The following is a 15,060-nucleotide window of genomic DNA, read 5'->3' as shown; positions in this document are numbered from 1 at the left end:
GCAAGAAACCAGGGTTATTAAGAATCTTTAATGAGTAATATATCTAATCATCACTTCTCTATAAGACTCTATGTTACTTAACTTCTAGTACATAGAGAGGTGAGCAAATTTGAATATCTCGAGCATTTGCCATTAATTTTATTATAGATATTTTGTCGCTTTCCTTGACTGTATGGTTGATAAAAAGCTGTTGTATTTGTTCGTTCGTGGGTGGGATGAGCTTTTTATGGCTTCGGGCAACAAATCTCATTCGTTGTTTTTGAAAATCTGTCGATAGATTGTGGATACGTAGATTGTCAAGTTGTTTATCTTGCATAAAGCTAAGCGCAAATAAGTAGTCATAAGCATTTCCACTGATCGCATTAGCCCAAGTTTGGTTTTGTGAAATGGCAAATTTAATTGCTTGAAACATAGATGGAATGCTGCTGGGTGACATGCTATAGTTGTATGCTCTCTGGGGATTTTTGTCGTAAAGATGATACATAGATCCAGCCATTAATAGCATGGGATCGGTGTCGATAGAAAAGAAGAAACAGGCTGAAGGAACATTGTCATTTATTTGCCATTCTACTACACCCCATCGTAATTCACATTCCCCTTCAATAAAGCCCTTATCACTTTGAATAGTTCCAATGCGTTTGTTTTTTTGTAAATGGGCCAGAACTGTATCTAGATCGCGAATACGATGTGGAATTGTTGGTATATGTTCTTCTTGCCATATTAATTGCTGTTGTTTGGCAATTTTAGCATCTGAAACATAAATGAAATCCAGGGCATCAATCTGGTCAAAGTACCTATTTTTATGTTGGATGGGTTTAAGTTCAATGTGATATTCATCACTTGGTTTTAGTAAAATGTTTAATTTTTTTTCCTCAAACCCGTTTGCACGTATTGTTAACCATTTTTTTTTATCCATATCTTGTGGGTTGAATTTAATTAATGTACGGCCATTTCGATCTGTTTTCTCCTGCCTTCTATCTGTTGTGCTCAAAATAACCTCGGCATCAGGTATGACGTCAGCTGGGGATTTTTCTTTTGCGACAACAATCTCAATGGTATGCCCCGTATATTTAGCTTCTCTGTCTTTGCGCCTTTCTTCTATTTTTGTGTTGTTTTTGTCTTTATGATACATTTTTGCGATAACGTATATAGAAGTACCAATGAAAAGAAGAAGAATTAATATGACGACTGTTATCGTTAAAGGGTTTGAGGATTTCCAGAAAAATAGCAGGGCTATAATAACGAGGAGGCATATAAGTAACACGAGTATTGAACCATGATCTGCTCCTGTAAGCTTTTGGGCAGAACTGGCAATAGTATTGATGGCACTGAAAATTGAAGAATCTTTTGACTCTTCCTCTGTTTTCTTATTCATGATACAAATAAGCTCCTCTTAAGTATGCTGATCGTAGTGATTTTGTATAGCTAATAGCTCGATCAATAGTAACTTTGTTGATCTCTATAATTAGGTGGAATCCAATTGAATCGATTTCCACATGTGCTAGCCATTGTGTAACGTTCACGACGACTATGAGGACAAAAAATGCAAGCTTGCCAATTGCGTGCAGGAGGAGGGAAAAGCACACCTATATTACAAATAGTTTTGCGCGCTTGGATCAAACTATCATGAAATGCTTTTTTAGATGATGGATTATAAGGAACTGTCACACAGCTATATGTTCCTTTTTCTAATACAAGCCCAAATGGGCTTTTACCATGCTCGCACTTCTCTAATAAATGACAATATGCCGCCATACGAACAAAATGTTGTTTGAATAATCGATTGCCTTTATCATTGCGGTTTGGTCGACGGCGGAAAACTGGAATACGTACATCCCCTCGAACCAAAATGCGCCAGGGTCTCCCGGCGAGATGCCATTTTGGATCGCGATATTGTTCAATTGGCCTTACAAGTTGGAAGCCAGCATTCATCAAATTCCACCAGGATAATTGAATGGGTTGCGAATGATCAAAAAGAGGAATATAAGCATGTACGCTTATGGCATAATTGTATTGTTTTTTTAGTTCATGTCTATAAAAATACTTTGATGTTAGTGAGCTTATAGATATGATAATAGCAATAAAAATAGCAAGATATAAAAATCCTAGTAAATTCATAACTATAGTCCCAATAGAACTAGCATTAAGTGCATTTGCTATAATAGCTACTACGTTAGCAGCCAAAAGAGAGATGAATATGCTAGCAACTAACCAAAGAAAAATCTTCCAGCTATGACGTATAGTTTTATTCAGTTGGTCAATCGTTTGTTTTAATCTGGCAAGTTCATAAAACAACTCCGTTTGTTTCTGTCCGCTGCCGATAAACATATCTTCTTCACCGACATCTTCTAAATTCTCTTCAAATTGAATGATTCCAGCACGAGGACAATAAGTGTTCTCGGCAAGTAAGCTAACAGAAATCCAGGGATCATTATGGTCAGCCACCATGCGGCTTCGATTTTTTTGTAATGGTTGCACATTTATGATCTGTGGTGGAGGATCCTCACTCGGGATAACTGGCTGTGAGAATAGTGTCTGGGCAAGTCTGTAAAAAAAATTTCGTTTCATGCGTTGCACCTTACAGAGCAAGTAATGTTAACAATCAATTGTAAATCGAGTCGATATTTAAGTGATTACTTAAAATATCGACATGAATTTTTGCCATGGTGTTAATACTGGTGTTAATGGTGATTGGTGATTTTGAGCTTTAAATTTTTCTTCAATAGAAAGATAAGCTTGGAGCCAGGCCTGACTAGTATCATAACGTTGATTTTTGTCTAGACTTAGTCCTTTCATGACTATGTGGCTAAGTTCTGTACCAACATTTTTGTTTATGCGTTCTGGAGGTATCACAGGAACACGAGGATTTACATTCGGATATTGGCTATACGGGAATTCTCCTGTGAGCATTTGGTAAAGAATGACAGAGACTGCAAACTGATCCGTGCGGCAGTCAACAAATTTTTCACGGCGATATTGCTCTGGTGAAGCATAAGGAATAGTCATTTCTTGATTGCGGTAATCAGTTCTTGCTCCTGTCCAAGCTGCTCCAAAATCAATGAGAACAAGACGAATTTTTGGTGTGACAATAATATTGTCAGGTTTAATGTCGCCATGTATGACCCCTAATTGGTGAAAGCGGTTTAACCCGGTAATCAACCCCTTCATTAAATAATATGTTCTATCAACCTGAAAATAGGGGTGCTTTTTTGTGTTTCGATCTAAATACAGTCTTAAAGTGAGCCCTTCAAACCAGTCGTGTACTAGATATTCATTATGTTCATCTTTAAAAAAATCGTAAATGTGAGGGAGACTGTAGTTATGTATCATGGAGAGTTGAATTAACTTCATCTCGTATTTCACGCCTGATGTACGAACACGAATAGATCGTATAGATTGCATGTGAGGATCAAATGCTTTATATCTTTCTTGCCATTTTTGTAGTATAAGATATTTTTTATTGCCATGGCGCAAAATATCTATCGGATGATACAACTTGCCATCGTGTCTGAATGTTGCTGGCATTTGCCCCTGGCCTTCTTTCGCCATAACTGATGCCAATCCCTCCACTCTATGTAAGATGACACATGCATTTAAGATACTAGAAACATGAAAAATTATCTAATTTATCACTCGCTGCCCTAATAGATAATAACTATCATGTCACATAAATAATATTACATGATTTGCTGGTATATTTTCAAGAAACTAAGGAATTAGTAGTATTTTTGTGCCCCTTTTTCCGTTTGAGCATTTTTCTCTTAACTTATGATTGACAACTATTATCTATCCTATCTTTAATAGTGCGTCCATATCTTGCGTACGGGGCATTCCAAAATAGGCTCAAAAAGAGATATCTGCTGTTCCGTTAGATCTCTTCCTGGTGAGCGGGCCTCCAAGCAAAAACGAGCGAATCCTGCTGGCCACTGGTAACGCAAATCGTTGAGAGAGGAACGCATCTTGCAGCAAGGCATGATAACAGTCAAATTTCGAAATTGATTGTCACTATACGCCCAATCCATCGCCAGACTCCACCACTCTATTGAAACAATGGTGTCGCAAAGAGAGCAATGGATGTGTTCTAAATTACTTCCTGGATCGATAAAAGAGACATTCTCAGTCACTATAGACTGAATCTCACTTCCTTGCAGAAGCGAGGTAAGTAGGTTGAGTGCTTGATGTTGTGCGGTGAGAGTAGGTACATAGAGCGGATCAACTGGAATCAATCGCAGGAAATTTTCTGATATCTTAGAGGTTCCTCACAGCCGTGTTTTTTTAGTGTATCATTTCAGATAAGCAGAGGAAGCACTATTCATGCATAAATAGTGCTTCCTCGACGCATGTAAAGATGTAGTTGACCTACACCGATAATTCCAGGGTTTGTATGGTCAGTCTGGCTGCATTATCTGTGACTACTAGCTTATACTCGGACGCGTGTGGTTTGCCTAAACGTTCGAAGATGTCATATGTGTTCATGAGTTCGTTCCAGAGATTATCAATGCCATAGGTGGTTATTTGCCACTCGGTTCCGCCTGAAAATTGTACCATCGATTGCCTTTGTTCATCTGGATTGATGATGGTGATGATGTCCATTGTAGTCGTTGCGTCATGGGGCTGCACTTTTTTTCTGAGTATCTGGCAGCCAGGAATATACCATTGTAGGAACCAGCGAAATGGATGGTCATTCAGGGCGCCAGGGAAGTGGTGATTGGGTGGGAGGGGAAATGCAGCTTTTCGCCAGGCCCGATAGTCTCCATATACCTCAAGCTTAACATCTGAGAGAGGGTGATTACCATCGTCGAAGTTGTGCTATCATCATCTTCGATGAATCTCCGTCCTCTTACATAATACTCGGGGTGATATTATTACATACACTTGCAGCAAACTGGATAGCTCTACTAGAATTATCTTTCTGGATAAACTGTTTGCTTGTGTTTTTTGCTCGTCTCATTGCTTAATTGCGCTATACTGACATTGCCCCTGATTAGAAGGGGTTGTTTTTATAGGTTTATACATCTCATTATATGGAGAAGAAATTGGTTCTCGAATATAAATCGTCTATATAGGAGGCGCAAGTAATTCATTTCTCGAAGGTGAGTATGAACCTATTTATGTTTGCGAAGCTTCACCCTTTCGTGTTAATGAATGACAGAATAAGCCTGCTGCTAAAAGGAGGTTTTTATGGATAAAGAGGCTTTTCTCAATCAGGAGAACTGGTTAGGTTCTTACTACGAATTAGCAATAGAATATGCTCCTCCACATAATGATGAGCGACTCTTGAAAGCTATTTACACCCTTTGGAATCACCACACGATGGAAGGTCCTGTGAAAAGATCCTACCAAGAAGAGGATGTAGATCATTTTAGTCTGATGCCTTTGCCTCTCTCTTTAGAGCCCGATGAAAACCATCGACTTCACGGGAAGATCAAACTAACCAATGGTAAGGATGTAGGTTGTCTTAGCCTGATTATACGAGAAGAAAATGGTTCTGATTGGCTAGACTTATCTATTCCCACAGGAATGCTAGAACTTGCTTATCATGTGGAGTATCCCTTACTCTTACCTACAAACCCTTGGCTCAGTGATATCGAGCACATCTTTATAACAATTGCAGAGAAAATTTATGAGGTAGCCCCTTTCGATCTGGCAATTATCGGAGAGGAAGTATCTGGGATTACATACTCACATACAATTACTGTCGATGATTTAGTATGTGGAGGCTATCTTGTTCCTTCCGAACTTTTTCAACAATTCAGGCTGCATATACCTTCTGTGAATTTGTCAACGGGCTTGTGCTGGTTTCCTTATTATGAATAGGAAAAAAAGCCTTTGCTCTTCTCTTTTTGTTTCTCTTTAAGGCAATTGTTGGGACAATGTGGTGATTCGGAACGCTCAAGCGGGAATGCACCTCACGGGCACGTTTCTGTCCCATGAGGAGGCCCGCACAGCCCTCTTTGAGTACATTTCGGTGTACTATAACCGGGTGCGTAAGCACTCTACTCTGGGCTATCTCAGCCCAGTTCAATTTGAAGTCGTGAAGAATCGACTTTTCACTTCGTAGAGTCGTTCAAAGTGGGACAACAACATTTATGGGCTCCCTCTTCTAGTTGCTCCTCTAGTGCTTCATCGTTTGGCATCGGAGAAATCTCCTGGAGTTCAGCCAGTAAACTAGATAACTGCTGCATATCTCTTGAATCCTTCCAAAGAGTAGATGTGTCGTCTTTTTTTGTAAAAGAGCCTGACGCTACTCATTAAACTGGCTCTCTAGGTGGAAGCCTAACATGTGCGTCAAGCAATCTTTGGAATACAAGTAAACAGAGTTCAATAAAGCTGTGTATGAATCCACACGTCGTGCATAAGTGATGACGGTTTCGATAGATTATCTTTTCTACATAAACCTTCGATACTCTTCTTTCTCCTAAATTAGCATAGTTTACTAGCTCTATGAGTTCTTCATGCCTTGAAAACTTCACAATGGTTCCCATCCTCATGAGCCTTTCCAGCTTATGCTTATGCATAGACAGAGTGACTTGTGACTATGTGGAAAGGACCCTGTAATGTGATCAAACTTCAACCTCCCTATCGACACGTTCAGCATATGTGTTTCTCTGTGTCCCGAATGCTCGCTGATCCTGTCTTTTTGCTGTCAGTGTTTTCTGGAAATCGTTTCAGGCCATCATCTAGCCGATGGCCTCTCGCCATCACGAGCCTGTTCTTTGTGAGTAGTTTGCTCTTTGGCATCTGGTTGCTTCCCATTTCTGCTGTATCTTCTCTCTCCCAGCCTGTTCGTGGCTATGGTGGAGGACGGAGTGTTCAGAGCAATACGCCAATTGTGAATCAAAAAGTGTGTGGCTCACCGGCAACGGTGTTCCAGACGTTTGGCTTTTCGATCAAGGATGTGCCAGGGGTTACAGCATTAAAGAAACTGCTGACGCCACAGCAGCAGCCAGTACAGAAGGCGGGTGATGTCAGTTATGATCCGGTGAAAGGTGAGTTATGCACGATTGGTTGGATGGGCATCTACACCCGCTATGTGCAGTCTCATTCAATGGATACCAATGTTTTGCCTTCAACGGTACCGTCTGGTGATGTGGGGGCCAATTGGGTCCAGGATATCCTGAATGGACTCTTTTCCTCGTTTGCTCATGGTTTGAATGATTTCTTTCAGGGTGTTCTGACCTGGGCCAAAACGTTTGGCTTTCTCTTTTTTACGCCTGATGGATTGACCTACCATCAACCTGTGGTGGCTCATCTTCATGCCTGGATGGTCGGGGTGATGGATAGCATTTTGGTGCTGGTGCTTGTCATCAGTGGCTATCATACCGTGCTGGGTCAATCGCATCTGCTGCGCGAACTGGCTCCCCGCCTTTTGTTTGCGGGCATTGCGGGCACTGGCAGTCTCTTTTTTATCACGCAGTTCATTGAGGTTCAGAATGCCTTATGCACTGGCTTTCTTGGAGCGCTGGCAACGGCTGGTGTAGGGAATCTCTCTCTGCCTCTGGGAATTATCAATTGGGCCACTGCGCCTGAGTATGAGGTCTTCACCTATTTGATCGATGTCGTGATGTCTGTGCTGTTGTGCATTCAGATGTTGGTGCGCATTGGCCTGCTGGATTTCCTGATTGTGGTGGCTCCGTTTGGTCTGTTGTGTTTTGCTTTACCACACACGCTGGCCTGGGGGCGCCTCTGGGTGCAGGCGTTTGTTTCGACGTTACTCCTGCAATTTTTCCAGACAGTCTGTATTGGTTTAGGTACGGTGCTGATCACCAGTTTTGGTCATGCCACCTACAGCGTGATCTCCATTCTGGTTGGCATTGCGACGTTGTATATCGCCTTTAAGTTGCCAGGAATGTTGTTGTCCAATGTGCTCCGAGCCAGTGTCGGTGATGTGCATCGCGATATTGGGCGGGCCGCGCAAGCAGTGGCGGAACAAGCCATCTTGCACAAAGCCTAGAAAGCGAGAATGAATATGCTTCGCTTCTTGGGCCTGGCTGTCTCTGCCGTGATTGGCGGTGTCTGCGTGGTTGTGCTCTTTGTTGTGGTCCTGCTGGCGTCTTTTGGCGCTGTTTTGACGGGCTCGGGAGGGCCTGCTGGAGGCGGCAGTGTCATCACCGGGGCATCCGCGAGTGATACGCAGATTGCGACGTCTGCGCAGGTATTGGAAGAGCGAGTCTATGGATTGATGTCCAATGAATACAGTATCTCTCATGATCCGATTATGCAATCGGTGTATCAATTTTGGGTGGACTCGTGTGGTTTCAATGGTGTGATTTGTGATGTGGCGGTCAGCGGGAATCTGCAATGTGTCGAATTTGTCACCGGCGCTTTTTATTTGAGTGGCATGCGCCTCCCGTATGTAGGCGACGCGATCACGTTCTGGCCTAACTATGCGCATCAACCTGGATGGGTGCGTATCGCGACGACGAATGGTTATCCCCAGCCTGGCGATATGGTGATCTGGCAGGGGGGACACTTTGGTCATATTGCCATTGTTATGGAGGTTGAGAAACCTACATCGGGGCATGCTGGTTTTGTCACCGTCGCGCAAGGGAATGGCCAGGGAAACCGCTGGGATGCCGCCCACCTGCAAAATCCCGGCAACTGGTACACCATGCCTCTGCACCAGGATGGGACGCTTGAGACCTGGCCTGGCTATCAGGTGTTGGGCTATATCCGCCATCAAGGCGCGTAATCTTATGTTGTTTTTCTTATAGCTATCGAAAGGATGTCTTCTATGTGGTCTTCATATATTCTGGCTTCTTTGCTCTCTCTCACTTTACTGCATGGCTTCGTGGTGGCTGATATTGGATCGGCGATCAGCGGTGTGGCGAATCTCCTGGCTGGCTATCTAGGTGATGTGCTTATTTTTGTGCTGGTGATTGCTGGCTATTTATATATGACCTCCATTGGTGACGCGCAAAATGGGGTCCATGCGAAACGCGCGATTGGTGCTGCCGTTGCCGGTGGCATTCTTGTCGCAGTCGCGGTCAATTTTGGACCAACCCTGGCACGGTTGTTTCAAAAATAAGGAGAAGGAGATCTTTATGTCAACACCGTCAGCGGGGACGTCGACCCGCTATCAGATCCCGACGCATTTGAACGTGCCGGATAAGATTGCGCTTCCATTATTTGGGATTACCTTTCATATCACAATCCGCCAGGGGCTGATCTTTTTATTGGGTTGGAGTACGGCTTTTAATCTCTGGAACCATCTGGAGGGATTGGACGTTTTTGGTCCGCTGGGATTGGTTCTGCGCGTCTCTTTTCCCGTGCTCCTCGCCGTGGCGACATTAGTGACTGCGACCATGCAGTTTGGCGGTTGCTATGTGGAAGAATGGGCGGCCCTGTTCTTACGCTATCGCCTAAAACCGCCCGTTTCGTTATGGCGGCCAATTTCTATAGCTGAGCGTACATCAGGACCAGTTGATCTGTCGACATCCGTTCAGGAGGAAGAAGAGGAGATGACTGCATGGCTCTAACGAAATTGCCACCGCCGACACAGGTCGAGCGGCGTGAGGCTGCGTTGATGCGCAAGCCGAAGAAAGGAAGCGTCCAGGAGCGGTTTGTGGATGTCCGGATCATTCATGATGATGTGCTTGCGCTGTCCACGTCTACGCCGGGCTGCTATGAGTATGCCACTGTTTTGCAGATTGAGGGGATCAGCTATGATTTGAAGAGCGAGGAGGAACAACGCCTCATCAATGATCTGTATCAAGCATTTCTGAGTGCGTTATCCTATCCAGTGCAAATCTTGTGGCGTGTCTTGCCCTTGAATCTCTCGGCCTACCTGGCTCAGTTTTCGAGGGAGGACGCTGCGCTTGAACACGGCATCTGGGAACCGCTCATGGATTCGCATCGGCGTTTTTTGGAACAACTGGCCTCTCAGCGCACGTTGCTGGACCGTAAAATCTATCTCGTGGTGCGTGTCCAGCAAACGTCACCTCATATCTCATCAACATGGCAGAGGGTATTGCCACATGGCAAGCGTCAGCACCAGCAGCATGTGGCTATGTCATTAGCGCGCGCACGGCAGGAACTAGATGTCCGCGTCAGTGATATTCTGCGTGTACTTGCCAATATGCATGTCAGCGTCCGTCGTCTTGCCGGTGAGCAGGAGTTAGCTCCATTGTATTACTCATGCCTGCTGCCGAAGCGCGCGGACAGCTATCCGCTTGCGCCAGAATTGGTGGATGGCCTTGAACGTCCGGTGGTCGTGCAACCACGCTTGAACATGGTTCAATTATCTGGTCGTACCCGGAAGAAGAATGATATTCCTCCAGAGCGTGTTCCTGACGCTTCACAGGTTGCCCATTTCTCCCAACTGGCTGATTTGATCGCTCCTGCGGCGGTCATCGTGTCGCCCGATATGCTCAAGATTGAGGAGGAGTATGGGCGCACGCTGGTTGTGTCTCATTTGCCACGTATGGTCGCACCGGGTTGGCTCCGGCCGTTGGCCGAACTCGATGAGCCGATGGAGGTGAGCTTTCATGTCCAGCCGCTGAACTCCTCGTTGATGGTCCAGCAGTTCCGTCGACGGCAAATGGAGTATCAGTCCTCGCGCATGATCGCGCACCGCAAGGGCAATGAGGTGGATCCTGATCTGAAGATTGCCGAGTCGGATGTAAATGATTTGATTGATCGACTGGCGAGTGGTGAAGAGCGTATGTTGGATGTCTCTATGCTGGTCCTGCTGCGCGGAGCGAGCCGTCGAGAGGTACAGGAACGGACTGAACGCGTGCAATCGGTGTTGCAGAATATGCTGCTCAAGGTCCGCAGTGCGCTCTTTGAGCAAGAACAAGCTTTCCGTTCGTGCCTGCCCTATGCCCGCAATCAATTGGGGCGAGGTATCCTGCTGGATAGCCGCAGTGCGTCGACCATGTTTCCGTTTTTATCCAACTCGTTATTTCATTTCGAGGGCATCCTCGAAGGGATTACGCCTCAGGGCGATCCGGTCATTGTGGATGCCTGGAGTGCGGAGATGGCCAATGCCAACCGCATCATTCTTGGGCCTCCTGGATGGGGCAAGTCACATCAGGTCAAAGCGTCAATTATGCGTATGGCTCTGAAGTATGCCTCCAATCCATCGCAACCAAAAGGAGGAAAGACCCCTTCCCAGGCCTTTCAAGTCATTATTATTGATCCGGAACGTGAATATGGTCGTTTGACCGCTGCGCTCGGCGGCCAGGTCATTCGCCTGGCACCAGGATCGATCCACCATATTAATCCCTTTGATCTTCCTCGTCGAGCGACGGATCGACCTGCCAGACATGAGGCTGACCACGGCGATCGGTTGGCGGATCATGTGCAGAGGTTGCATTCGTTGCTGGAAATTATGCTGGCTGATCGGGCTCCTGACCACGTCGGGAAACTGACTGCCAATGAGAAAGGCTTACTGGATCGTGCCCTGTATGAATGTTATCGGAAGGTCGGCATTACCACGGAGAGCAAGACCCATGATCGTCCGGCGCCCTTGATGCGCGATCTGTATGATGTGCTCGAGAGTGGCATCTGTGGCCCTGATCCCACCAGCCTGACCCAGCGTCTGCGTCGCTATGTCCATGGTTCGCTGGCTGGCCTCTTTTCCGGCCCATCTAATATCGCCCTTGATAGCGCGGTGATTGTCTTTGATATCCATGATATGGAGAGTGAACTTCGTCCGATCGGGTTGTTCCTGGTCTCCAATTTTGTCTGGACGCAGTCGTTTCAGTCCTCGATTCCCAGACAATTGATCGTCGATGAGGCGGCGACCCTCTATCAGTTTGAAAGTGGCGCGCTCTTTCTCGAGGATCTGGTGCGTCGGGCTCGCAAACACTATCTGGGTGTGACGATTATCTCGCAGCATCCCGTGATCTTTCGTGATAGTGCGATCCCGGCCAACTGTGCGACCCATGTCCTGATGCGGCAAGATGCTACTTCATTAGATCTGGTAGGTTCGATGTTCAAACTCTCGGATCGTGAAATCCAATTGCTGCGTCGGCTCAGTATCGGAGAAGCCTTGCTGACCACCAGTGAGAAGCGCCTGCACGTTCGCTTTGAAACCAGCGAGCTTGAGCACATTCTGGCGACCACCGATCCGCGCGAGATCGCTCGTTGGAAGCAGGATCCCAAGTATGCTCACGTTGAGCATATTGTGCAGAAACTTCTGGCCTTCGATCGCGTCCTTGGGAGGCAGCAGAAGGACGAGGGCTATGCTGTTTCAGCCGAATTGGGCCCGTTGCCTCGAGAAGAGGTTCGGTGATGATGGATCCCAAACAAAGGCGTGATGAAAATTCAGGGTTCGCCGGATCTTCGTTTCAGGATAACCGCTATGTTGTGTGCGTGATTCCTTCCGCTCGAGAGCATGAGATGGAAGGAATCAGCCTCACGTCGGCTATGCATAGTCTGGTCCTGGATCGACATGCTCCGATCACCCTTGAACTGACCGGCACAGCTACGCAGCGTCGTTTATTGATCCGCTCCAAGACCCAGGAAGGCCTGGATCATGCGGTAACCCAGTTGCGAGCGCGGTATCCACAAGCCGATTTTCGCAGGATGGCAGTCACTGACGATCCTTTTGTGCTGCGTCCGGGCGAGACGGTTTCGGCCGTTGAGTTGAAGGCCGGGGCGGCTTCATACCTGCCATTGCGTTCCTGGCAGGAGAACGATGTTGCTTCTACCAGCGCTCAGGATCCCCTTGTGGGGGTTCTGGGCGCGCTCGATCAACTTCCGAATGGGGTGCGTGTGATTTCTCAATTGGCACTCATTCCTGCTCCAGTGAACTGGTCCCGACGTGATCAACGTAAAGCCCTGGAACATGCTCTGGAGCCTGAGCGCCAGCAAGAACGACAGACGCAGATTGCCCGGCAACGTCAGGCTGGTGAACAGGCGCCAGGTTTTCCTCTGCTCTTGTTGGGCGTGGTTCTTCTTCTCTTGATCATCAGTTATCGACAAGGGCAAACCTTTCTGCCAGCCTTGTTTCTCACGCAAGCGACCGCATTTATACAGGGATTGATATCCCCTCACCATGGTCAAGCATCTCTGCCTGGAGCATTGCCACTCCCTCTGTTTCTGCTGCTGGGTGTTCTCTGTCTTCTCTTTATAGGAATAGATCAACTTCGCAGGCGTGCTCGGAAGTTACCGTTATATGATCAGGCACTTGTTGGTCACAAAACCTCGCAAATGGCCTATCGGGTGCGCTTTCGCCTCTATATTATCTGTGATGCGCACTGTGTGGAGACAAAGCGTAATCTTTCTCGATCAGGGCTGTTTACTCCCTTGTTTTCGTTCTTGTATCAGCGTCGAAAAGATCAGTACATGCTGGCGCGATTGATTGCGGCCTATCGCCAATATCATCTGGCCTCTGGGAACTATTTTGTGCCGAAGCGACTTTCTTTGCGCCGGGCTGTGCGCTCTGTCCAGGGCTATCACGGTTATTTAGGAACAGCAGAAGGCTGGTGGAGTGGCCTTACCTCTTCGCGCCATATCATGAGTGTTGATACGCTGGCGTCCCTCTGGCATCTACCTACATCGTCGTTGCTCTCTACCCTTGCCTTTTTCGAGCACACATCGGTGCGCACCCTTCCACTTCCGTTGCCATTGGCTCAGCGATCCATACAAGGAGAGCCTATTGGCATTTCTCAGCACGCTGGACATCACGTACCGGTGATGATCCCCCATGAAGCCTTAGCAACCCATCTGTTTATCGGCGGTAAGTCAGGCGAAGGGAAGAGCACCTGTCTAGAGTATCTGGCCTGCGAAGCCATGCAGCAAGGAGGCTTAGTGGTGATTGATCCGCATGGCGATCTGGTCGAGCATATTCTTGCCCTGGTGCCAGAACAGCGGATCGATGACGTGGTCTTGCTCGATCTTTCCGATGGAGAGCATGTGATTGGCTTTAATCCCCTGGATGCCAGCCTTGGTCGTGGACGTGATAAAGCCATTTCTGATCTCTTGAAAACGCTGGCGCATATCTGGGCCTCATCCTGGGGATCGCGTATGGAAAATGCCTTTGAATATGCACTTCGGACCTTATTTGAAGCCAATCGAGCCCTAGTCGCACAAGGAGAACCACAGCGCCAATATACCTTATTGGACGTGATGATGGTGCTGACCAACGAGCACTTTTGCCAGGCGCTTCTTTGTCAGATCGAGGATCCCTTTATCCTGCGCTGGTGGAATCTCTACTACAATCCCTTGAATCCACTCATGCAGCGTGAGCGGAGTGACCCAGTCCTGTCCAAAGTCGCAAAATTCGAGAGCCAACTGGCTCGCCGCATCGTGGGACAATCGCTCTCCACCGTCAATTTCACTGACTGTATCCAGCAGGAAAAGATTGTCCTGGTCAAGCTTGCGAAGGGCGTCGTTGGTGAAGATGTTGCACGTCTGCTTGGCGCGACCCTCCTGGGTCTCTTACAGATTACGCTGGAAGAACAAGGCAACCTGGTCGAGCAGCAGCGCAAACGCCTTGGCATCCTCATTGATGAATTTCAGGTTCTCAAAGGCGTCGACTGGGGAGCGCTGGCCGAACTACGCAAATATGGTGCCGCCTTCTACTTGGCGACACAATCCTTGGAATATTTGGCTGACATGGATGCCTCGCTTCTGCACGTTGTTCTGGCCAACGTCAAACAATACATCGTCTTTCACATGTCTGCCAGTGATGCAGAAGGGATCCATGCCGAGCTTGGTGTTGAATCCGATGATATTGTGAATCTTGATACCTACATGTGTTATGTCAAGCTCCTCTATCAGCAACATCGGCAACCAACCTTCTCTATGAAGTTGTCTCCTCCGCTCCATGGTGATCAACAGCGTGCCGAGCAAATACGTCAGGCCAGCCAGAATCACTATACCGTTTCAGCGCCACTCGTTGATGAACAATTACGCAATGCAATGGCCGCTTCTCTGATGCTCATGCCACCCTGGGATGACGATGCGGGCCAACCTACTTCGCCACAACTCAAGGATGAAAAGCCATCAGCCTCTCTCGCCCGGCAACACCATGGCTACCGTGGACGCAAGAGTGAGGAGAAGCGCGAGAAAGCACACTCGGCCAAGCAGCAAGAAGGAAGAGTATAATCC

Annotated in this window: 13 protein-coding genes; 8 read left to right on the top strand and 5 right to left on the bottom strand. The window is 47.0% G+C overall.

Going from position 1 to position 15,060, the window contains the following annotated elements; genetic code table 11:
- Window positions 1-73: 73 nt before the first annotated feature.
- The 4 genes from EL645_RS32995 to EL645_RS32980 form a co-directional block, all read right to left on the bottom strand.
- Complete coding sequence (locus EL645_RS32995) at window positions 74-1,375, bottom strand: DUF7019 family protein (protein ID WP_126556714.1); 1,302 nt, start codon at window positions 1,373-1,375, stop codon at window positions 74-76.
- Window positions 1,376-1,437: 62 nt separating this feature from the next.
- Window positions 1,438-2,568 (bottom strand): hypothetical protein, encoded by a 1,131-nt coding sequence (locus EL645_RS32990; protein ID WP_126556713.1) that lies wholly within the window; start codon window positions 2,566-2,568, stop codon window positions 1,438-1,440.
- A gap of 69 nt (window positions 2,569-2,637) precedes the next feature.
- On the bottom strand, window positions 2,638-3,549 hold the full coding sequence (locus EL645_RS32985) for a serine/threonine protein kinase (protein ID WP_126556712.1): 912 nt from the start codon (window positions 3,547-3,549) through the stop codon (window positions 2,638-2,640).
- Window positions 3,550-4,359: 810 nt separating this feature from the next.
- Window positions 4,360-4,620, bottom strand: coding sequence for a hypothetical protein (locus tag EL645_RS32980; RefSeq protein WP_126556711.1), 261 nt, complete (start codon window positions 4,618-4,620; stop codon window positions 4,360-4,362).
- Window positions 4,621-5,181: 561 nt separating this feature from the next.
- Between EL645_RS32980 and EL645_RS32975 the strand changes: the two genes are divergently transcribed.
- Both EL645_RS32975 and EL645_RS32970 read left to right on the top strand, forming a co-directional pair.
- Window positions 5,182-5,817, top strand: coding sequence for a hypothetical protein (locus EL645_RS32975; RefSeq protein ID WP_126556710.1), 636 nt, complete (start codon window positions 5,182-5,184; stop codon window positions 5,815-5,817).
- Between the two features lie 58 nt (window positions 5,818-5,875).
- Window positions 5,876-6,061, top strand: a complete 186-nt coding sequence (locus EL645_RS32970) for an IS3 family transposase (protein ID WP_126556709.1) — start codon at window positions 5,876-5,878, stop codon at window positions 6,059-6,061.
- Here EL645_RS32970 and EL645_RS44725 read toward each other — a convergent pair.
- Window positions 6,051-6,185 carry a hypothetical protein gene (locus EL645_RS44725; protein ID WP_281276445.1) on the bottom strand — a complete coding sequence of 45 codons (135 nt, stop codon included), beginning with the start codon at window positions 6,183-6,185 and terminating at the stop codon, window positions 6,051-6,053. The two genes, EL645_RS32970 and EL645_RS44725, sit on opposite strands and share 11 nt — an antisense overlap.
- Before the next feature lie 374 nt (window positions 6,186-6,559).
- Here EL645_RS44725 and EL645_RS32965 point away from each other — a divergent pair, with 374 nt between their 5' ends.
- Genes EL645_RS32965 through EL645_RS32940 form a run of 6 tightly spaced genes read left to right on the top strand, consistent with a single transcriptional unit; the run spans window position 6,560 to window position 15,057 of the window.
- Entirely contained in the window at window positions 6,560-7,954 is a 1,395-nt protein-coding gene (locus EL645_RS32965; RefSeq protein ID WP_161977897.1) for a hypothetical protein, read from the top strand.
- Window positions 7,955-7,969: 15 nt separating this feature from the next.
- Window positions 7,970-8,692 carry a CHAP domain-containing protein gene (locus EL645_RS32960; protein ID WP_161977896.1) on the top strand — a complete coding sequence of 241 codons (723 nt, stop codon included), beginning with the start codon at window positions 7,970-7,972 and terminating at the stop codon, window positions 8,690-8,692.
- Window positions 8,693-8,734: 42 nt separating this feature from the next.
- Window positions 8,735-9,028 (top strand): hypothetical protein, encoded by a 294-nt coding sequence (locus tag EL645_RS32955; RefSeq protein WP_126556706.1) that lies wholly within the window; start codon window positions 8,735-8,737, stop codon window positions 9,026-9,028.
- A gap of 16 nt (window positions 9,029-9,044) precedes the next feature.
- Window positions 9,045-9,479 (top strand): hypothetical protein, encoded by a 435-nt coding sequence (locus tag EL645_RS32950; protein WP_126556705.1) that lies wholly within the window; start codon window positions 9,045-9,047, stop codon window positions 9,477-9,479.
- Window positions 9,470-12,238, top strand: a complete 2,769-nt coding sequence (locus EL645_RS32945; protein WP_126556704.1) for a VirB4 family type IV secretion system protein — start codon at window positions 9,470-9,472, stop codon at window positions 12,236-12,238. Before EL645_RS32950 ends, EL645_RS32945 begins: the two co-directional genes overlap by 10 nt.
- Window positions 12,238-15,057 carry a type IV secretion system DNA-binding domain-containing protein gene (locus EL645_RS32940; RefSeq protein WP_126556703.1) on the top strand — a complete coding sequence of 940 codons (2,820 nt, stop codon included), beginning with the start codon at window positions 12,238-12,240 and terminating at the stop codon, window positions 15,055-15,057. Before EL645_RS32945 ends, EL645_RS32940 begins: the two co-directional genes overlap by 1 nt.
- Window positions 15,058-15,060: the final 3 nt, after the last annotated feature.

Origin of the sequence: Dictyobacter kobayashii, assembly GCF_003967555.1 — a bacterium.
GTDB lineage: Bacteria > Chloroflexota > Ktedonobacteria > Ktedonobacterales > Ktedonobacteraceae > Dictyobacter > Dictyobacter kobayashii.
Note: the sequence above shows the minus strand (reverse complement) of the source record. Positions and strands in the feature narration are given on the sequence as shown.